This is a genomic window from Pseudomonas parafulva (assembly GCF_000800255.1).
Lineage (GTDB): Bacteria > Pseudomonadota > Gammaproteobacteria > Pseudomonadales > Pseudomonadaceae > Aquipseudomonas > Aquipseudomonas boreofloridensis.
In genome coordinates this window covers 4,039,230-4,057,325 of the sequence record NZ_CP009747.1, presented here as the reverse complement: position 1 = coordinate 4,057,325, position 18,096 = coordinate 4,039,230, and the positions used below count along the sequence as shown (strand labels likewise).

Genomic DNA, 18,096 nt, shown 5'->3' with positions numbered 1-18,096 from the left:
GGATACACCTTCCCTAGTGGTTGAACGACTCAATCCAGCGGCACGGTCTCGCGCCAGTCGACGGCTTCTTCGAAGTGCGGTTGCTGGGTTTTCTCCAGGTAGAAATTGCCGATCGCCAGCACGTCCATGTTGGTGCGCATGAAGCAGCGGTAGGCCTGCGCGGGTGTGTTGACGATGGGCTCGCCGCGCACGTTGAAGGAGGTGTTGACCAGCACCGGGCAGCCGGTCCGGCGATCGAAGCGCTCCAGCAGCGCGCGGAAACGCGGATTACGCTCGCGGTCCACGGTCTGCACGCGTGCCGAGAAGTCCACATGGGTAATGGCCGGCAGGCTGCTGCGCACCACCTTGAGCAGGTCGATGCCGCTGAGTGCCGCTTGGGCGGCGGGTACGCTGCGGCGCACGGCTTGTGCGACCGGCGAGACCACCAGCATGTAAGGGCTTTCTTCGACGATGTCGAAGTATTCCGAAGCCTGCTCGGCGAGCACCACCGGCGCAAACGGCCGGAAAGACTCGCGAAACTTTATGCGCAGGTTCATGGTGGATTGGGTGTCGGCGCGGCGCGGGTCGCCGAGTATCGAGCGGTTGCCCAGCGAGCGCGGACCGAACTCCATGCGCCCCTGGAACCAGCCGACCACGCCGCCTTCCTCCATGCTGAGGATCAGCCGATGGTCGAACGCTTCGTCATCCAACTGCTGGTACACCGCACCGCACAGGTCGAGCTCGGCCTTGATCTGCGCGTCGCTGTATTCAGGTCCCAGCAGCGCGCCCTTCATGCCGTCCACGCCTTTGGGCAATTCGCGCACGTGAACCTTTCTGGCACGGCGATCGCTCAGCAGCGCAGCGCCCAACGAGCCTCCGGCATCCCCTGCCGCCGGCTGAATCCACAGGCGATCGAAGGTCCGTTGCCGAGACACCACGCCATTGGCCACGCAGTTCAGTGCCACCCCGCCAGCCATGCACAGATTGCGCTCGCCAGTCAGATCCCTCGCCGTCTGCGCCAGGCGCGACACCACCAATTCGGTGACTTTCTGCACAGAGGCGGCGAGGTCGAACTCGCGTTCGGTCAACGGCGCTTCCGGCAGGCGACGAGGTCCGCCGAACAGGCGTTCGAACGCCTCCCCCGTCATCACCTCGCCACCGATGAACTCGAACTTGCTCCAGTCCAGGCGGAAGCTGCCGTCAGGCTTGACGTCGATCAACTCGGCCAGGATTCGATCGGCGTGCACCGGCTTGCCGTAAGGGGCCAGGCCCATCAACTTGTACTCGCCCGAGTCCACCTTGAATCCGCAGAAGTAGGTGAACGCGGAGTAGAGCAGTCCGAGCGAGTGGGGAAATTCGAGCTCGGCAACCTGTTTCAGCCCTTCTGGCGTGCCGTGCCACAGCGTGGTAGTGGCCCATTCGCCGACGCTGTCGATGCACAACACTGCCGCCCGTTCGAACGGGCTGGGAAAGAACGCCGAGGCCGCGTGGGATTGATGATGGCCATGAACCTCGATCACGCGTCCCTGGCGATCGCCCATCTCCTGCAGATGCCGCTGTACCTGGCGGTCCATGCGGCGCTTGGTCTTGAACCAATCACTGAGTACGGGGGCGTAGGTCGCTGCCGAGGAAAACCCGGCGACGGCCGCGGTGGACAGCACCCGACGGAATTTCAGCGCAGGGTCTTCGTAATACGCCACATGGTCGACCTGCGCCAGGGACAGCCCCGCCTCGGCCAGCACGAACGCGATGGCCTGGGTGGGAAATCCGGGATCGTGTCGAATACGGCTGAAGCGTTCTTCCTGGGCGGCCGCCACGATGTGGCCATCGACCACCAGGGTGGCGGCGCTGTCGTGGTAGAAAGCGGAAATGCCGAGCGTGCAGGTCATAGCAGCGACCTCATTCGTTCCTTGAACTTGTCCAGCATGGTGTCCTCCCTGGGGGGGTTGAGTGCGGCGAAGCCAACGCGGACGCGTGTCCACAAGGCCTCTCGATCGGTTGCGCCAAAAGCACTGAGGTAGGTGTCGAGGCTGGCGACCGCCCAAGCGCTGTGCCCGGTCGCGATGTTATCGATGGCGTTGTGCAGGTCGACGAACAAGGTGGGGTAGCCATAGGCGCGTAAGGCCTTGTGCGTGCGCCGGTAGCCGCCCCCTACGCCAGACAGTTCCATCGCCAGGTTGAGGCCGAGAATTTCCGCGCAGTAGCGTTGCGGATAGCGGCCGATCGCAAGCCACAGCAGCGGCAGGTCGAAATCCTGATCGGTAAAGCAATCGGCGGCGGCGTAGTCGGCACTGGCTGTCGCCGGCAGTTCGCCGTGCACGGCGCGCAATAACTGGCGATAGATCACCGGGTGGTTCTGCGTCAGGACACCGTTGCCGAGTTCGTCGTAGAAGGTTTCGAACAATCGGCTGGCAAACCCTGAACTGGCTAAGGAAGGGTGGGCGAAGCCTGCTAGCCAGGCACCGTCGATCATGGTCAGTGGGGCCAGGGCGAGAATGTCGGCGACCACCTCTTCGCGTGTGGGCACTGCCTCGTCCGGATCCAGCGTGGCATTGGCGGCCACATGCTGGAGCTGCAGCCACTGGCGCAGTGCGCCGGGCGCCCAGCGCTCAGGCAGTGGGCAGCGCCCCTTGGACAGGGCTCTGGCAGACCTGACCAGCCAGCGGTTCACATAGTCGCGAGTCTGCTGCTCTTCTGCAGGGGTGAGTTCGACGTGAAGCCAGCGCGTATAGCGTTGGCGGGGGGGCACGGTAGTGCAGAGGACCGAGCCTCGCTCATCGACGCACAAGGCACGCTGCAGCAGGCCGTCGTCCTTCCAGTGCAGGTGCGCAGGTTCTGGGCTGGGGGCCTGGGCGTAGGGCAGTCCGGCGATCCAGCGTTGCAGGATCAGTACGTCGTCGGGGCTGAAGATCCGAAACATCTTGCCGCGGGGCGAGATCAATGCGTTCAGCAGCGGACTGCGGTGGGGGTCGCCTGGGCGAACGTAGGCGCTATTGGCCAGATGGTCGAGCAGTAGCAGCGCGTCGTCTGTCTGCAGCATAGGTTTCATCGGAACGCCCGCCAAGCGGGTGCTGTCGTGGTACTGACACGCCTCTGGGCGTCGCCGCCTGATCACATCCCGTGCCGCTTCCCGGGGATCGAGCCAGCGTTCGAGCACCTCGAGCAGCGCGCTGTGGGCCGTTTCGACCTGCCAGCGCGCCCAGGCATAACCTTGGGCAACCGCCTGTTCGGCGCTGGCGTCGGCCTGGGCCAGGAAGTCGCAGACTGCGGTCCCGGCCAGCACGGCCAAGTCACAGTTCGGTTCGCTCGGGTCCCGGCGCAAGTCGAGAAAGGACGTGGCGGGCGAGGGCTGGGCGATGAACGCGAACATCGGCAGCAGGCCGGCGTGGCGCAGGTACAAGTTGACGCCAAGGATCTGTGGCAACAGCGATTCGGGGAAATGGCCCATCACCAGCAGCATCGCCGCCAGGTTGAAAGCGCCCGGGCAAAGGCTTTCATCCTCGCCGATGCGCAGAGGGTCGATGCCGTTTTCCGAAGGTCCGAGTTCACGCAGCAGTTCGGCGTAGCGTGGCAGGCGTCCAGCGCCGGCCAGCCCTTTGCCGACATCGGCTGCATGAATACTCAACACCGCCATGGCATAGGACGATTCGTTGTTCCAACTGGCACAGACGCTGTGCAGCAAGTGTTGGCTGCCAACCAGCAAGGGTGCGGCCTCGCGCACGGCCTTGGCCCTGAGTACGGCACGTTCGTCGGTCTCCAGGCGTGCGCACAAAGCGCGCCACGGCCTGGCCAAGCGTTGCACGCGGTCGGCCGTCTCCTGTGCCAACGTTTCCAGCGCTTGGGGGCAGCGCCAGTCGTTGGTCATTGCCTGGCCAACCGGGACGTCGCGCAGCAACGCGCGCAGGTCGGCAGGCGAGAAGGTTTGCCGAGCCTGCTCGCCCGATTCGGCGCTGAGCAGGGCGCAAAACACGGTTCTGGCGCTGTTCATCAGTGCATCGGATAAATGGAGGAATTGTTCTTTTTCTTGGTCTTCTTCTTGCGCTTGAAGAGCGCGCTGAATGCCTGTCGAATCCGTTTGAACATGATCGATTCCTTTCCTGTTAGTTCAGATGTTGCTGAATGGCCTGCGCCACGACGTCATTTCCGGTATCGGTGAAGTGCGCGCGGTCGACAAACAACCATTCATTCGCCGGTCGCGACCTGAGGCCATGCACCAAGTTGGTGAATGGCAGGTCCAATGTGTGGCACGCCGAGGCCAGATAATCGGAATAGTGATCGGCGACTGTGGGGTCGGATATATCACCGTATAATTGCGACCACGTGCCGAGTTTTGAGATCTGATCAAGTTCGTCAAACAATCGCTTTTCTTCAGCGCACGGAGAACGCACCCAAGTGGCCAGCGGTTGCATGAGAAAAGACAGTTCCGCGCCGTGTGCCTGGGCCAGACTTTTCCATGTCGCCAGGCAGCGCGCCGTTTCTGCCGTGGCACGACTCAGTGTTTCCCCGACAGGTGGGACCGCTGTGGTTTCGGTGGGCCACTTTGGAAGTTTCGCTGGCGGCAGAGATGCCCCATGTGCTTCGGCGATCTCGTCGAACTTCTCGTAATAATCGCCGCAGAAATAGAAGGGTGGAAGTTCACCGCGAATGAACTCGGGCAAGCGCGCCATGACCAGGGTGTTGAAGCCGCCCAGCACCACGATTCTGCGGATCTTGGGCAGGCGATGCCGATGCAGCATGAACAGCATCAGCTCCTGCGTCGCATTGAAACAATGCCCGGCGAAATTGAGCCAGGGAATGCCGTCGGGGTCGTGGTGCGCGAGCCGGCTGGCGACACTCGCTGCATCGCTGGAAGCCCCGTAGCCCAAGGCGGGAGAGGCGCCTACCAGTAGGTTGACGATGTCGGCCGGGCACTCGTCGAGCGTGCCGGCGCTCACCGGCCTGCCGTTTCGATCATGGGCGATGCGAAACCCCAGTCGGTCGGTATGGATGCTGGGCGATTGATAGTCGGCTGCATTGAAACTCATGACGTAGGGCAGATACTGTGAGCGACCACGATTGGCGAAACGGTCGTAATCGAGCATCTGCGGTGTCAACTTCACGCGCTCGAGATCTGGATGGTCGAGGGCAACGGGCTTGCGTCTTTTGAACACGGTAAATTCACTCCATTGAACTAACAACGTCCGTTATTTAAGAAACTTTCGTGCAGGCGAATACAAGCCGCGTGCGTGTTTAGAGCAACGGTCATGTGCACATGACGAGCAAAACGGATTGACGAGCGCCGTTAGCCGGCTCGGCAAGTCAGTGTTGCAGGCATGTTAATAAAGGGCAGGGAGCTAAGAGGTGAACGTCTGAGGACAGTAGAAGCTTTTATTATGATTGCCGTGAAGGCTTATAGAGAGCGCGCGAGGCGCTGGGCACATGCGTGCGCAGCCGTGCATCAACATTGTTGTCATCCTTGTTCTTATAGTCGGCTCCAGCCGACGTGATGCTCAATGCGGTCGAGTATAAGTGACGGTCGTTGTCTGTCAATACGATGAACGGTTCAATTTCAGCGTGTCATGTGGTTTTTCATGAACCGCATTATCAGAAGCTGTCCAGTTGGATGTCGAACTATTCAAATGATCATGTTTTCAGATGATGCACTTACCCGGTGAACGATGTGCAGGATTCGAACGAACGGGTGGTCTAGGCCAGATAAGACAAAAACCGCCGAGCACGCTCAAGGAACTGGGATCAATGAGGTGCCGGGCGGCTTTCAATAGTGCCTTACCGCGCTTCAAGGGGTTTCAGGTAGCACCTAGAACCACTGGCCGAACCGGCGGATGTACAAAGTCTTCATGCCCTGAGCCACCACGCAGTAGCCCAGCAGCGTGGCGGCCAGCCAAGGGAAGTATTCCCACGGCAGCGGTACGAGTCCCACCATCGCGCCCACCGGCGAGAACGGCAGGTAGATGCCCAAGGCCATCACTGCACCGGTGGCCAGTAGCACCGGTAGCGCTGCGGTGCTCTGGAAGAACGGCACCTTGCGGGTGCGCAGCATGTGCACCACCAGCGTTTGCGACAGCAGGCCCTCGATGAACCAGCCGGACTGGAACAGCGCCTGCATTTCGACGCTATTGGCGGCAAACACGTACCACATCAGGGCGAAGGTGGTGATGTCGAAGATCGACGAGGTCGGCCCTATCCACAGCATGAAGCGGCCGATGTTGCCGGCATCCCACTTGCGTGGCTGGCGCAGGAACTCCTTGTCCATGCGGTCCCACGGCAGCGCTAGCTGGGAGAAGTCGTACATCAGGTTCTGCAGCAGCAGATGAATCGCCAGCATCGGCAGGAACGGGATGAAGGCGCTGGCCACCAGCACCGAGAACACGTTGCCGAAGTTGGAGCTGGCGGTCATGCACAGGTACTTCATGATGTTGCCGAAGGTTTCGCGGCCTTGTACCACGCCTTCCTCGAGCACCATCAGGCTTTTTTCCAGAAGGATGATGTCGGCCGACTCCTTGGCGATATCGGTGCCGCTGTCCACCGAAATCCCCACATCGGCGTCACGCAGGGCCGGGGCATCGTTGATGCCGTCACCCAGGAAACCGACGGTGTGACCGTTGGCCTGCAGGGCCTTGAGCACCCGTGATTTCTGCAGCGGGGTGAGCTTGGCGAACACGGTGCGGGCTTCGACCTGGATAGCCAGGGTGGTGTCGTCCATGCGTTCGATGTCGCGACCCAACAGTGGCAGGCCGGGATCGAGGCCCACTTCACGGCAGACTTTGCAGGTGACCACCGGGTTGTCGCCGGTCAGCACTTTGACCTGCACGCCCCTATCACGCAGCGCGGCGATGGCGGGGCCGGCGGTTTCCTTGGGGGGATCGAGGAAGGTGAGGAAACCCTGGATCACCAGGTCGCACTCGTCGTCGGTGTGGTACTGCGCCTTTTCTTCGGTAGGGGGAATGTGCCGGGTGGCGACCACCAGCACGCGGAAGCCATCGCGGTTGAACGCGTCGGCGCTGTCGAGCAGGCGCTGGCGGCGCAGAGGATCGAGTGCCACCACGTCATCGCCTTCCTGGACATGGGTGGCGATGGCGAGCATTTCCTCGACCGCGCCCTTGCTCACCATCAGGTGCTGGCCCAGGACGTTCTTCACCACCACCGACAGGCGCCGGCGAATGAAGTCGAACGGCAACTCATCGATCTTGGTGTAGCTGCGCGGCGCCTCGAAGGCGTGGTCCTGGCCGGCGAAATACAGCACCGCCTGGTCCATCAGGTTGCGGATACCGCTCTGGTGGTAGCTGTTGAGCCAAGCCAGCTCCAGCACACGACGGTCGCGCTGACCGTCGAGGCGAACGTGGTGCTCGAGAATGATGCGGTCCTGGGTGAGGGTACCGGTCTTGTCGGTGCACAGCACATCCATGGAGCCGAAGTTCTGGATGGCGTTCAGGCGCTTGACCACCACTTTGCGTCGGGCCATGGCGACCGCGCCCTTGGCCAGGTTTGCGCTGACGATCATCGGCAGCATTTCCGGAGTGAGACCCACCGCCACGGCCAGGGCGAAGAGGAAGGCATCGCCCCAATCACCCTTGACCAGGCCGTTGATCATGAACACCACCGGCACCATCACCAGCATGAAGCGGATCAGCAGTGCGCTGACGCTGTTCACCCCGCGATCGAAGGCGGTCTGGGTGCGCGACCCGGCGATGGCCTTGGCCAGGGAGCCGAAATAAGTGCGCTTGCCCGTGGCCAGCACCACCGCACGAGCCCGGCCGCTGACCACATTGGTGCCCATGAAGCAGATGTTCGACAGCTCCAGCGGGCTGTCGGCGTCGCCAGCGTCTTCGGCGGATTTCTGCGCGACGTGGCCGAGGGTGTCGTACTTCTCCACCGGCAGCGCCTCGCCGGTCAGTACCGCCTGGCTGATGAACAAGTCACGCGATTCGAGCAGGCGCACGTCGGCGGGGATCATATCGCCCGCCGAGAGCTGTACCAGATCGCCGACCACCAATTCGTTCATGGGCACTTCACGCAGGGCCGGTGCCTGGCCGAAGCGTTCGCGGCGCAGCACCGTGGCGGTGGTGCGAACCATCGCCTTGAGCGCATCGGCGGCCTTGTTCGAGCGGTACTCCTGCCAGAAGCGCAGCAGGCTGCTGACGCTGACCATGGTCATGATGATGATGACCTTGGTCAGGTCGGCGTCGTCCCCTTCGCCGGCACGGATCGGCAGCCAGTAGTCGGTGACGAAGCTGATCGCGGCGAGGGTCAGCAGGACATAGATGAAGGGGTTGTTCAGGGCCTTGAGCAGTTGCACCACGGCGGGTGCCTGACGGTCCTGGGCCACTTGGTTGGCACCGTCGCGCTGCAGGCGCTTGGCGGCTTCGTGCTCGGTCAGGCCCAACTCGCTGGTGTCGAGGTTGGCCAGCGTGACGGCCAGTCCATGGTGCGCCTCACGGGCGGCCTGGGTGGACAGGCGGGTTTCGCGCTCGGCCTTGGCCGACGGGGTATTGCGGTATTTGGCGGTCATGTTGCTGTGCTCCTGCCGCTGCGGCGGCACGCCACACAGACGTTTCACTCACGGGGTGAACGGCGGTATGTCGGGTCGCATGAAAAAACCAGGTTTTTCCGACGGTTGTCTGTTCGCTGCCGAGGGTCGGAAGTTGATCCGGCAGCGAACTTTCTACTCGCGCAGTCCATGGGTGTGTCCTCGTTCAAATAATTCAGGCAATAAGGAACCCTCAAACTTTTAAATTAAAAAAGTTTGCACGGAACTGGCCGTTTAAATACGGTTTTCAGATGAAGTTCGAGGGCCTCAGGCAGGCGCGAAACCAGGCCATCGGCCCGCTGCGACTCGGAGGTTCCTGAGGGGCGTCATGGCTCCAGTGCAGGCGCAACTGGAGTTTTCCGTGGCCAGGATGGGCCTGCCATATGGCGCGCAGTTGCGGGCCGCGTGCAGCGGCCGTGGGAACGTCTTCAAGCCTCGCGGCGAGTGGCCTGCGGGTGCGCGCATGCAGCGCGGCCAGGCAGGCGTGCAGGCGATGTGAAACGAACGAGGTGAGGGTCATGAGCTTGCCTCCGACCGGCGGGCACCGGGCGAGGCAAGTCACGGCGGAGCGTCAGGCTCTGGCGCGGCGTGCCCGATCCAGGTGTCGGGACCGGTGTTCCGATTTCAGTGCCTGACCGGCCCGTGGGGCGCCGATCAGGCAGCGACTAGATACTGTGTCCATTGAATGCTTCATTGAGTGGAGTAAGGGCCTTTTCCCAAGGCGAGCGAACTTTATTCAAGGGTAGTATCGAAGTCAATCGCAGAGGGGGTCGTTAAATAACTTTCATCTTGTCGAAAGCGATATTGAGTGTGTAGGAAAGCATTCTTCATAGGCTCGGCCTGCAGGCGGCATTGCACCGTGCAGGCTCTGCCAACTGGGGGCTCAGTGGTCCGCTGAAGGCGCCAGGCGGGCCTCGAGGTCGGCCACCTGCTTTTCCAGTGCTTCAAGGCGGGCACGGGTACGGGCCAACACCACCATCTGGCTGTCGAATTCTTCTCGGCTGACCAGGTCCAGCTTGCTGAAGGTGCTCTGCATCAGGGCCTTGAACTGGCTTTCGAGTTCGGCGCGCGGCTGCGCGGTATCGCCGCTGAACAGGCGCGAGGCCTGGTCGCTCAGGGCATCGAGGAGGGCTTTGGGCGCGAGCATGGGGCAGGCTGTCCATCAAGAGGGAAGGGTTGGCAGTGTAGCACGGTGCCCCGGAACGGCTGGATGCACACTTTTTGCGCAGCATGTAGGGGTTGGATGCACCGGAATTGTGCGTCTTCTTCCCTGATGGCCTTAGGCCAATCCTCGAGCGATAACGTAATGGCCTGTAATTCCGAGCTTTTTGAGAAATGGCAAGGTTTCTGCAATGGCTCTCGCAAGCCATGCACTGATGACGTCCTGAGTGATCGGGCAGTGTGCAGGCGCAATCGCTAGGTCTCACGTCACCCACCGAAGCGTGCGTCGGAGGGGGGAAGGAAACCAACGACGCGTTACAAAGCCAGGCGCTGCGCTTAGACTTGAGACGGGTTTGTTTTCCTGGGGCAAGTCCACCAAATCGGGAGAAGAGTTTCATGAAGCTAGTCACTGCCATCATCAAGCCGTTCAAGCTGGACGACGTGCGCGAGTCGCTGTCGGAAATCGGCGTGCAGGGCATCACCGTGACCGAAGTCAAGGGCTTCGGCCGGCAGAAGGGCCATACCGAGCTGTACCGTGGTGCCGAGTACGTGGTCGATTTCCTGCCCAAGGTCAAAATCGATGTCGCCATCGACGACAAGGACCTGGACCGGGTGATCGAAGCCATTACCAAGGCTGCCAACACCGGCAAGATCGGTGACGGCAAGATCTTCGTGGTGAATCTGGAGCAGGCCATCCGCATCCGTACCGGCGAGACCGATACCGACGCGATCTAAGCGACGCAACACCGCCTCACCAAACCCAACACGCCCCAGGAGAAAACAAATGACTCTGCGCAAGATCGCAGGGCTAGGAGCCCTATTGTCCCTCGTCATGCCTGGCCTGGCCTTGGCAGACGAAGCCGCCGCCCCGGTGCTGAACTCCGGCGACACCGCCTGGATGCTCACCGCCACCGCGCTGGTACTGTTCATGACCATCCCGGGCCTGGCCCTGTTCTACGGTGGCATGGTGCGCTCCAAGAACCTGCTGTCGGTGATGATGCAGTGCTTTGCCATCACCGGTCTGATCAGCATCCTGTGGGTCGTCTACGGTTACAGCATCGCCTTCGATACCGCCGGTATGGAAAAGGGCGTGCTCAACTTCAATTCCTTCATCGGGGGCTTCTCCAAGGCCTTCCTCGCGGGCGTCACGCCATCGGGCCTGACCTCGGCCACTGCGCTGTTCCCCGAGGCGGTGTTCATCACCTTCCAGATGACCTTCGCCATCATCACCCCAGCGCTGATCGTCGGCGCCTTCGCCGAGCGCATGAAGTTCTCCGCCATGCTGGTGTTCATGGGCGTGTGGTTCACCCTGGTCTATGCGCCGATCGCGCACATGGTCTGGAGCGGTGACGGTGCGCTGATGTGGGACTGGGGCGTGCTGGACTTCGCTGGCGGCACCGTGGTGCACATCAACGCCGGTGTCGCGGGCCTGGTGGCCTGCGTGGTGCTGGGCAAGCGCAAGGGCTATCCGACCACGCCGATGGCCCCGCACAACCTGGGCTACACCCTGGTCGGTGCGGCCATGCTGTGGATCGGCTGGTTCGGCTTCAACGCAGGCTCCGCCGCGGCCGCCAACGGTACCGCCGGCATGGCCATGCTGGTGACCCAGATCGCCACCGCCGCCGCCGCGCTGAGCTGGATGTTCGCCGAGTGGATCGGTCATGGTAAACCGAGTGCGCTGGGCATCGCGTCGGGTGTGGTCGCGGGTCTGGTCGCCATCACCCCGGCGGCGGGCACGGTAGGTCCGATGGGCGCTCTGGTGATCGGCCTGGCGTCCGGTGTGATCTGCTACTTCTGCGCCACCAGCCTCAAACGCAAGCTGGGCTATGACGACTCGCTCGATGCCTTCGGCGTGCATGGCGTGGGCGGCATCGTCGGCGCGATTCTCACCGGTGTGTTCGCGGCACCTGCGCTGGGCGGCTTCGGCACGGTCACCGATATCGGTGCGCAGGTCTGGGTTCAGGCCAAGGGCGTGATCTTCACTGTGGCCTATACCGCCATCGTCACCTACGTGATTCTCAAGGTACTGGACGCGGTGATGGGGCTGCGGGTCAACGAAGAAGAAGAGTCGGTCGGTCTCGACCTGGCTCAGCACAACGAGCGTGGTTACAACCTGTAATCGCCACGCGATAAAAAACTTGCCCGGCTCGTCCGGGCATTTTTTTGCCTGATTTTTACTGTTTCGCCTTGGGGCAAACGGTTTACCCGACACGTTCGTGACGTAGGGCGAATACTTACAAAATGACGGGTATTGATGGAGCTTTGCTTTTTCTCCCGGCGCGCTAGAATGCGCGCCGGAGGGGGCCTTCGAGGCGCCCTGCGCACGTCGGTGCCAGCTTTGCTAGGCTGGCTCATAGCGCAAGGCCATCGGCCCCCGCCGAAGATTTCGCCAGTGCTGGCCTTAGGCCGGAACCTGCTGGCAAGCGCTCCCTGTACGCAGCGCATACTCCAGGCCGTGGCCAATCCACGGTCGGTGGAATTTTCACCGGTGGCTGCCGGTCTACGGCATCACTGGGCCATAACTAATCTGCTTTTCGCAAGTCATGAGGTAGAACATGAGCGACGACGATCTGGAAAACGATGACCTCGAAGTCGGCGACGACGAAGAGGGTGACGAGGCCCTCGAAACGGCGGCCGACGACGGTGCCGAAGATGCCGGCGACGACGACAGCAGTCCGGCGCCGGCGGCCAAGGGCAAATCCAAGGCCGCTGTCTCTGTAGACGAGATGCCGAGCCTGGAGGCCAAGCAGAAAGAGCGCGATGCGCTGGCCCGGGCCATGGAAGAGTTCCTGGCGCGTGGTGGCAAGGTGCAGGAAGTGGAGGCCAACGTGGTCGCCGATCCGCCCAAGAAGCCGGACAACAAGTACGGCAGCCGCCCTATCTGAGTGGCTGAGTGCGAAAGAGCCCGCCGTCGCTGCGGGCTTTTTTGTGGGTGGTGAAAAGGCAGGCCTTCACCGCCAACGCGCCAGCACCTCGGGAAGCTGCGACAGCTGCCGGACCTCGGCGTCCGGCGCGCGCTCGCCGGTCCAGTCCTTGCCCTGGGGGTTGAACCACACCGCGCGCAGGCCGGCGCGCTGGGCGCCGGAAATGTCATCACCCGGATGGTCTCCGATGTGTACTGCGGCCGCTGCCTCGACCCCGCCGCGCTTGAGCGCTTCGAGAAACGGTGCCGGATCCGGCTTGCCCACGCCCAGGTCCTCGGCGCACAGGGCAAAGCGGAAGTAGTCGGAGATGCCCAGGCGGCGCACATCGGCGTTGCCATTGGTCACGACGCCCAGCACATAGTGCTGGCGCAGGATCTCCAATACCGGCTCGACTTCTGGGAACACCTCGACCTGGTGCCGGGCCTGCAGGAACACCTCGAAGGCTTCGTCTGCCAGCGCCTGCGCCTGCTCTTGGGCGTAGCCGACTTCCGCCAGCGCGTTGAACAGCACGCGTCGGCGCAGTGCACTGATGCGGTGCTTGAGCGCTGGTTCGGCCTGGACCAGGCGTTCGCGGATGGCAAACAGGTGTTCGACCGGCACGCTGCCCAGGCGTGGGGCATTGGCAGCCAGCCAGTCGCGCAAGAGGATTTCGGCGCTGGCGATCACGGGCGCGGTGTCCCACAAGGTGTCGTCCAGGTCGAAGGTGATCAGTTTGATGGTCATGAGTCGCTATCCTTGCTGCGTTTGGCCCGTGGGTGGGCGCTGTCGTAGACGGCGGCCAGGTGCTGGAAGTCCAGGTGGGTATAGATTTGCGTGGTACTGATGTCGGCGTGGCCGAGCATTTCCTGTACCGCCCGCAAATCCTGGGACGATTCCAGCAGATGACTGGCGAACGAATGGCGGAGCATGTGCGGGTGCAGGTGCTGGCCCAACTCGCGCTCGCCGGCTGCCTTGACCCGTAGCTGAATGGCCCGCTGGCCCAGGCGCTTGCCTTGGCGGGTGACGAACACCGCGCTGTCACGCGGTGCGCTGATGCCGCGCAGCTTCAGCCAGGCTTGCAAGGCTTCGCGGGCCTTGCGCCCGACCGGCAGCACGCGCGCCTTGCCCCCTTTACCGTGGACCTGCACCAGCGCGCCAGCGAGGTCGAGTTGCTCCAGGTCCAGCTGAGTCAGCTCCGACAGGCGCAAGCCCGAGGAATAGAACAGTTCGAGGATGGCCTGGTCGCGGCGGGCGATGAAATCGTCATCGACGCCGCCGTCGAGCAGTTGCAGGGCGCGGTCGGTGTCGAGGGTCTTGGGCAGGCGGCGCTCGCCTTTGGGCGGTGCCAGGCCGTTGGCCGGGTCGTGCTCGCACAATCCTTCGCGGTTGAGGTAGCGATACAACCCGCGCACTGCCGAGAGCAGGCGCGCCAGGCTGGTCGAGGACTGGCCATGATGGTGCAGACGCGCCACCAGTTGACGCAACTGCTGGATCTGCAAGGTCTTCCAACTGGCGATGCCTTGGTTATTGCAGAACTCGAGCACTTTGGTCAGATCGCGCCGGTAGGCGAGTTGGGTGTGCTCGGACACCTGGCGCTCGTTGCGCAGGTGCGCGCAATAAGCCGCCAGCTCACGTTCCATCAGCGCACCGAGCGCAGCGTCTGCGTCACCCGTGGAACCACGCGGCCGAGGATTTCGGCGATGTAGGTGAGGAACAGGGTGCCGACGCTGCTCTTGTAGTGCTGCGGGTCGCGACTGCCGATGGCCAGTACCCCGTGCAGCCCCTGGTGCTCCAGCGAGGCCACGGCACTGGAGCCCACCTCCAGGCGCTGTTCGTCGCCGAACAGGAATGCCAGCTCATGCTCGCGCAGGTTGCCGCTGACCGTCTTGCCGCTGCCCAGCAGCCCACCGATGGCCTGTTGCGCCTCGGCGCTGCTGACCCAGCGACCAACGGGCGCGGCGTTGTCGCCGAACAGGATCAGGCTGACGAAGGGCACCTGGAATTCCTGGCGCAGGCTGTCTTCGACCGCCATCACCACTTCTTCCAAGGTGTTGGCGTCAAGCAGGTCGAGAATCAGCCGACGCGTTTTTTCGAACAGTCGGTCGTTGTCGCGGGCCACGTCCATCAGTTGCGACAGGCGATGGCGCATCTCGATGTTGCGCTCGCGCAGCAGCGTGAGCTGACGTTCCACCAGCGATACGCTGTCGCCGCGCTGATGGGGGATGCGTTGCTCGACCAGCAGGTCGTCGTGCTCGGCGAAGAAGGTGGGGTGGGCGCGCAGGTAGGCGATCACCGCCTCGGCGTCGAGATCGGCGGCTTGCTCGGGTACAACCTGTGGCTGATCGGTCATGGCGGATACTCGTTTAGAAACGGACCTGTCCTTCGTAGACGCGCACGGCGGGACCGGTCATGCGTACCGACTGGCCCGGGCCTGCCCATTCGATGCTCAGGCGTCCGCCCGGCAGCTCGATGCACACGGGCGAGTCCATCCAGCCCTGCGCGATGGCGGCCACGGCGGCGGCGCAGGCGCCGGTGCCGCAGGCCTGGGTCTCGCCAGCACCGCGCTCCCACACGCGCAGGTAGGCGCGGTGACGGTCGACAACCTGGAGGAAGCCGGCGTTCACCCGTTGCGGGAAGCGCGGATGATGTTCGATCTTCGGTCCCAGCTCGTGTACCGGTGCGCGCTGCACGTCATCGACGCGCAGCACCGAATGAGGGTTACCCATCGACACGGCGGCGATCTGATGAACCTGTCCATCGATCTGCAGCGGGTAGCTGAGCGCCTGCTCGTCGGCAACGAAGGGGATGTCGGCCGGCACGAAGCGCGGTGGCCCCATGTCGACGCAGACCTGGCCATCGTTCTGGATGTCCAGCTCGATGACGCCGCCTTTGGTCTCGACACGGATGCGCTTCTTCGCCGTCAGGCGCTTGTCCAGCACGAAACGGGCGAAGCAGCGCGCGCCATTGCCGCATTGTTCGACTTCGGAGCCGTCGGCGTTGAAGATCCGGTAGCGGAAGTCCACCTCCGGATTGCTCGGCGCCTCGACGATCAGCAGTTGGTCGAAACCGATGCCGGTGTGGCGGTCGCCCCATTGCTTGGCGTGCTTGGGCTGGATGTGCGCATGCTGGCTGACCAGGTCGAGCACCATGAAGTCATTGCCCAGTCCGTGCATCTTGGTAAAACGCAGCAGCATGGGTTCACTCCGGCAGCAGGCTTTCGCCGGCGAACAATTCAGCGATGGTTTCGCGGCGGCGCACTTCGAAGGCCTGGTCGCCATCGACCAGCACCTCGGCGCAGCGGCCCCGGGTGTTGTAGTTCGAACTCATGACGAAACCATAGGCGCCCGCCGAACGCACGGCCAGCAGATCGCCTTCGGCCAGGTTCAGCGCACGGTCCTTGGCGAGGAAGTCGCCGGTTTCGCAGATGGGCCCGACCAGGTCGTAGGCGCGTGTCTGGCCTTCGCGCGGGCTGACGGCGCTGACGTCCATCCAGGCCTGGTACAGGGCCGGACGAATCAGGTCGTTCATCGCCGCATCGATGATGGCGAAGTCCTTGTGTTCGGTGTGCTTGAGGTACTCGACGCGGGTCAGCAATACGCCGCCGTTGGCGACGATGTAGCGGCCCGGTTCGAACACCAGCGCCAGATCGCGCGCGCCGACGCGCTCGCGGATGGCCTGCAGGTAGTCGGCCACCTGCGGCGGCTGCTCGTCGCGGTAGCGCACGCCGACACCGCCGCCCAGGTCCAGGTGACGCAGGTGGATGCCGCACTCGGCCAGGCGATCGACCAGGGCCAACAGGCGATCCAGCGCGTCGAGGAATGGATCGACGGTGGTCAACTGCGAGCCGATATGGCAGTCGACGCCGACCACGTCCAGGTTCGGCAGTTGTGCGGCGCGCACGTAGAGGGCTTCGGCATCGGCGATGGCGATGCCGAACTTGTTTTCCTTCAGGCCCGTGGAGATGTACGGGTGGGTGCCCGCATCGACGTCCGGGTTGACCCGCAGCGACACCGGGGCCACTTTGCCCATCTCGGCGGCCACGGTTTGCAGGCGCTCGAGTTCGTCGGTGGATTCGACGTTGAAGCAGTGCACGCCCACTTCCAAGGCGCGGCGCATGTCTTCACGGGTCTTGCCGACGCCGGAGAACACTACGCGGTCGGCGCGTCCACCTGCGGCCAGCACGCGCTCCAGCTCGCCGCCGGAGACGATGTCGAAGCCTGCGCCCAGGCGCGCCAACAGGTTCAGCACACCCAGGTTGGAGTTGGCCTTGACCGCGAAGCACACCAAGTGCTCGACCCCTTGCAGGGCGTCGGTGTAGCTGCGGTACTGGGCCTCGATATGGGCGCGCGAATAGACGTAGGTCGGGGTGCCGAAGCGCTCGGCGATGGCCGACAGGGCCACGCCCTCGGCGAACAACTCGCCGCCGCGGTAGTTGAATGCGTCCATGGGATTTCCTTACTGCGCTGGCGACTGCTCGGGCAGCGGTTCTTCGTCTTGCGGCGCGGCCTGGGCCGGCTGCCCGTGTTGATGCGACGACTTGCGTGCGCTCTTGCCGTCCTTGCCGTCTTCAGGCAGGTACAGGGGGCCTTTCTGGCCGCAGGCCGAAACGAGGCAGGCAACAGCGACCAGCGCCGCAACGGAGGAAATCAGGCGCTTCATGGGCGAAATCCTTTGAATTAAGCAGTATTGCGCCCGAGTATACCGAGCGCCCGGCAGATTGCCTATGCGAGGGTCCGGGCGAGTCGAGCCGCAAGCCGCGAGCGGCAAGTGGCAAGCTGCAAGCGGCAAGTTGGTGGCGCCGGTCGTCTGCGCTGGGCGGTTTTTCTTGTCTCTTGCCGCTTACGGCTTGAAGCTGGGCGCCTTGCGCCGGTATCGTGCCCGGCTTGCGTCCCTGCAGCCATTTCCGAGGTTCCTGCAATGAGTTTGAGCGAAGCGCGTTTCCACGATCTGGTCGACGCCACCCAACAGGCCCTGGAGGATCTGTTCGATGACACCGACCTGGATCTGGACATGGAAAACTCCGCCGGGGTGCTGACCATCAAGTTCGACAACGGCAGCCAACTGATCTTCAGCCGCCAGGAACCGCTGCGCCAACTGTGGCTGGCCGACCGTTCCGGCGGTTTTCACTTCGACTACGACGAAGAGAGCGGCAAGTGGGTGTGCGAGAAGAGCGAAGAGCTGCTCGGCGAGATGCTCGAACGCATCGTCTGGGAGCGGGTCGGCGAGAAGCTGGACTTCGACGAGATCTGACATGAGCGATCAGCCGCGGCCTCCCAAGCCGCTCTACAGCAACGTCAGCCCAGCCGTGCCTTCGCCCTGCATCAATGTGTGTCGGCTCGATGAGCGCCGTGTCTGTACCGGCTGCTACCGGCATGTGGAGCACATCCGCGAGTGGCGCGCGGCTGACGATGAACGGCGCCGGCACATCTGCCGCGAGGCCCGGACGCTGAGGGCGGCGACGCCTGAGGCTTGAGTATTTGTCCGGCTGTGGTAGTGTCGAGCCATTACTGGCCTCGCCAGAAGCCA

The 18,096-nt window shown here is 63.2% G+C and carries 17 protein-coding genes; 6 read left to right on the top strand and 11 right to left on the bottom strand.

The window, feature by feature from the left end; genetic code table 11:
- Positions 1–29: 29 nt before the first annotated feature.
- The 4 genes from NJ69_RS17715 to mgtA all read right to left on the bottom strand — a co-directional run bounded on the left by NJ69_RS17715 (position 30) and on the right by mgtA (position 8,488).
- Positions 30–1,868: a carbamoyltransferase family protein gene (locus NJ69_RS17715; RefSeq protein ID WP_039581700.1), complete on the bottom strand. Its 1,839-nt coding sequence runs from the start codon at positions 1,866–1,868 to the stop codon at positions 30–32.
- Positions 1,865–3,967, bottom strand: a complete 2,103-nt coding sequence (locus NJ69_RS17710) for an iron-containing redox enzyme family protein (RefSeq protein ID WP_039581697.1) — start codon at positions 3,965–3,967, stop codon at positions 1,865–1,867. The genes NJ69_RS17715 and NJ69_RS17710 overlap by 4 nt, the downstream gene beginning before the upstream one ends.
- A 112-nt stretch (positions 3,968–4,079) precedes the next feature.
- Positions 4,080–5,129 carry a hypothetical protein gene (locus tag NJ69_RS17705; RefSeq protein WP_039581695.1) on the bottom strand — a complete coding sequence of 350 codons (1,050 nt, stop codon included), beginning with the start codon at positions 5,127–5,129 and terminating at the stop codon, positions 4,080–4,082.
- 647 nt (positions 5,130–5,776) lie between these two features.
- Complete coding sequence (gene mgtA / locus NJ69_RS17700; protein ID WP_039581693.1) at positions 5,777–8,488, bottom strand: magnesium-translocating P-type ATPase; 2,712 nt, start codon at positions 8,486–8,488, stop codon at positions 5,777–5,779.
- A 346-nt stretch (positions 8,489–8,834) separates the two neighbouring features.
- Here mgtA and NJ69_RS22675 point away from each other — a divergent pair, with 346 nt between their 5' ends.
- Positions 8,835–9,005 carry a hypothetical protein gene (locus NJ69_RS22675; protein ID WP_155290545.1) on the top strand — a complete coding sequence of 57 codons (171 nt, stop codon included), beginning with the start codon at positions 8,835–8,837 and terminating at the stop codon, positions 9,003–9,005.
- 384 nt (positions 9,006–9,389) lie between these two features.
- Here NJ69_RS22675 and NJ69_RS17695 read toward each other — a convergent pair whose 3' ends face one another.
- Complete coding sequence (locus tag NJ69_RS17695) at positions 9,390–9,653, bottom strand: accessory factor UbiK family protein (RefSeq protein ID WP_029612547.1); 264 nt, start codon at positions 9,651–9,653, stop codon at positions 9,390–9,392.
- Positions 9,654–10,063: 410 nt separating this feature from the next.
- On the opposite strand from NJ69_RS17695, the gene glnK reads away from it, so the two are divergent.
- From glnK to sutA, 3 genes are all read left to right on the top strand, one after another.
- Positions 10,064–10,402 (top strand): P-II family nitrogen regulator, encoded by a 339-nt coding sequence (gene glnK / locus NJ69_RS17690; RefSeq protein ID WP_002555808.1) that lies wholly within the window; start codon positions 10,064–10,066, stop codon positions 10,400–10,402.
- 49 nt (positions 10,403–10,451) lie between these two features.
- Positions 10,452–11,786, top strand: coding sequence for an ammonium transporter (locus NJ69_RS17685; protein WP_039581549.1), 1,335 nt, complete (start codon positions 10,452–10,454; stop codon positions 11,784–11,786).
- Between the two features lie 436 nt (positions 11,787–12,222).
- Positions 12,223–12,552, top strand: coding sequence for a transcriptional regulator SutA (gene sutA / locus NJ69_RS17680; protein WP_039581546.1), 330 nt, complete (start codon positions 12,223–12,225; stop codon positions 12,550–12,552).
- 66 nt (positions 12,553–12,618) lie between these two features.
- Here the strand turns inward: sutA and NJ69_RS17675 are convergent, their stop codons facing one another.
- The 6 genes from NJ69_RS17675 to lptM are packed head-to-tail and all read right to left on the bottom strand — an operon-like array spanning position 12,619 to position 17,229.
- The gene (locus tag NJ69_RS17675) at positions 12,619–13,314 is read right to left on the bottom strand and encodes an HAD family hydrolase (RefSeq protein WP_029612549.1); all 696 of its coding nucleotides are present in this window, start codon (positions 13,312–13,314) and stop codon (positions 12,619–12,621) included.
- A complete protein-coding gene (gene xerC / locus NJ69_RS17670) occupies positions 13,311–14,210 on the bottom strand; it encodes a tyrosine recombinase XerC (RefSeq protein ID WP_029612551.1) in 900 nt (299 codons plus the stop codon). Before xerC ends, NJ69_RS17675 begins: the two co-directional genes overlap by 4 nt.
- A complete protein-coding gene (locus NJ69_RS17665) occupies positions 14,210–14,920 on the bottom strand; it encodes a DUF484 family protein (protein ID WP_039581543.1) in 711 nt (236 codons plus the stop codon). The genes xerC and NJ69_RS17665 overlap by 1 nt, the downstream gene beginning before the upstream one ends.
- Before the next feature lie 13 nt (positions 14,921–14,933).
- Complete coding sequence (gene dapF / locus NJ69_RS17660; protein WP_039581540.1) at positions 14,934–15,764, bottom strand: diaminopimelate epimerase; 831 nt, start codon at positions 15,762–15,764, stop codon at positions 14,934–14,936.
- A 4-nt stretch (positions 15,765–15,768) separates the two neighbouring features.
- A complete protein-coding gene (gene lysA, locus NJ69_RS17655; RefSeq protein ID WP_039581537.1) occupies positions 15,769–17,016 on the bottom strand; it encodes a diaminopimelate decarboxylase in 1,248 nt (415 codons plus the stop codon).
- A gap of 9 nt (positions 17,017–17,025) precedes the next feature.
- A complete protein-coding gene (gene lptM, locus NJ69_RS17650) occupies positions 17,026–17,229 on the bottom strand; it encodes an LPS translocon maturation chaperone LptM (protein WP_039581535.1) in 204 nt (67 codons plus the stop codon).
- Between the two features lie 258 nt (positions 17,230–17,487).
- Between lptM and cyaY the strand changes: the two genes are divergently transcribed.
- Together cyaY and NJ69_RS22490 are read left to right on the top strand one after the other, a co-directional pair.
- Positions 17,488–17,820 (top strand): iron donor protein CyaY, encoded by a 333-nt coding sequence (gene cyaY / locus NJ69_RS17645; protein ID WP_029612555.1) that lies wholly within the window; start codon positions 17,488–17,490, stop codon positions 17,818–17,820.
- 1 nt (position 17,821) lies between these two features.
- Positions 17,822–18,043, top strand: coding sequence for a DUF1289 domain-containing protein (locus tag NJ69_RS22490; protein WP_080754774.1), 222 nt, complete (start codon positions 17,822–17,824; stop codon positions 18,041–18,043).
- Positions 18,044–18,096 lie beyond the last annotated feature (53 nt).

Excerpts from the sequence above, each read along its gene's own strand:
- NJ69_RS22675 (WP_155290545.1), top strand. The coding sequence starts at position 8,835 with ATGGCTCCAGTGCAGGCGCAACTGGAGTTTTCCGTGGCCAGGATGGGC.
- NJ69_RS22490 (WP_080754774.1), top strand. The coding sequence starts at position 17,822 with ATGAGCGATCAGCCGCGGCCTCCCAAGCCGCTCTACAGCAACGTCAGC.
- dapF (WP_039581540.1), bottom strand. The coding sequence starts at position 15,764 with ATGCTGCTGCGTTTTACCAAGATGCACGGACTGGGCAATGACTTCATG.
- NJ69_RS17710 (WP_039581697.1), bottom strand. The coding sequence starts at position 3,967 with ATGAACAGCGCCAGAACCGTGTTTTGCGCCCTGCTCAGCGCCGAATCG.
- glnK (WP_002555808.1), top strand. The coding sequence starts at position 10,064 with ATGAAGCTAGTCACTGCCATCATCAAGCCGTTCAAGCTGGACGACGTG.
- lptM (WP_039581535.1), bottom strand. The coding sequence starts at position 17,229 with ATGAAGCGCCTGATTTCCTCCGTTGCGGCGCTGGTCGCTGTTGCCTGC.
- lysA (WP_039581537.1), bottom strand. The coding sequence starts at position 17,016 with ATGGACGCATTCAACTACCGCGGCGGCGAGTTGTTCGCCGAGGGCGTG.
- NJ69_RS17675 (WP_029612549.1), bottom strand. The coding sequence starts at position 13,314 with ATGACCATCAAACTGATCACCTTCGACCTGGACGACACCTTGTGGGAC.
- sutA (WP_039581546.1), top strand. The coding sequence starts at position 12,223 with ATGAGCGACGACGATCTGGAAAACGATGACCTCGAAGTCGGCGACGAC.
- NJ69_RS17685 (WP_039581549.1), top strand. The coding sequence starts at position 10,452 with ATGACTCTGCGCAAGATCGCAGGGCTAGGAGCCCTATTGTCCCTCGTC.
- NJ69_RS17695 (WP_029612547.1), bottom strand. The coding sequence starts at position 9,653 with ATGCTCGCGCCCAAAGCCCTCCTCGATGCCCTGAGCGACCAGGCCTCG.
- NJ69_RS17665 (WP_039581543.1), bottom strand. The coding sequence starts at position 14,920 with ATGACCGATCAGCCACAGGTTGTACCCGAGCAAGCCGCCGATCTCGAC.
- NJ69_RS17715 (WP_039581700.1), bottom strand. The coding sequence starts at position 1,868 with ATGACCTGCACGCTCGGCATTTCCGCTTTCTACCACGACAGCGCCGCC.
- xerC (WP_029612551.1), bottom strand. The coding sequence starts at position 14,210 with ATGGAACGTGAGCTGGCGGCTTATTGCGCGCACCTGCGCAACGAGCGC.
- mgtA (WP_039581693.1), bottom strand. The coding sequence starts at position 8,488 with ATGACCGCCAAATACCGCAATACCCCGTCGGCCAAGGCCGAGCGCGAA.
- cyaY (WP_029612555.1), top strand. The coding sequence starts at position 17,488 with ATGAGTTTGAGCGAAGCGCGTTTCCACGATCTGGTCGACGCCACCCAA.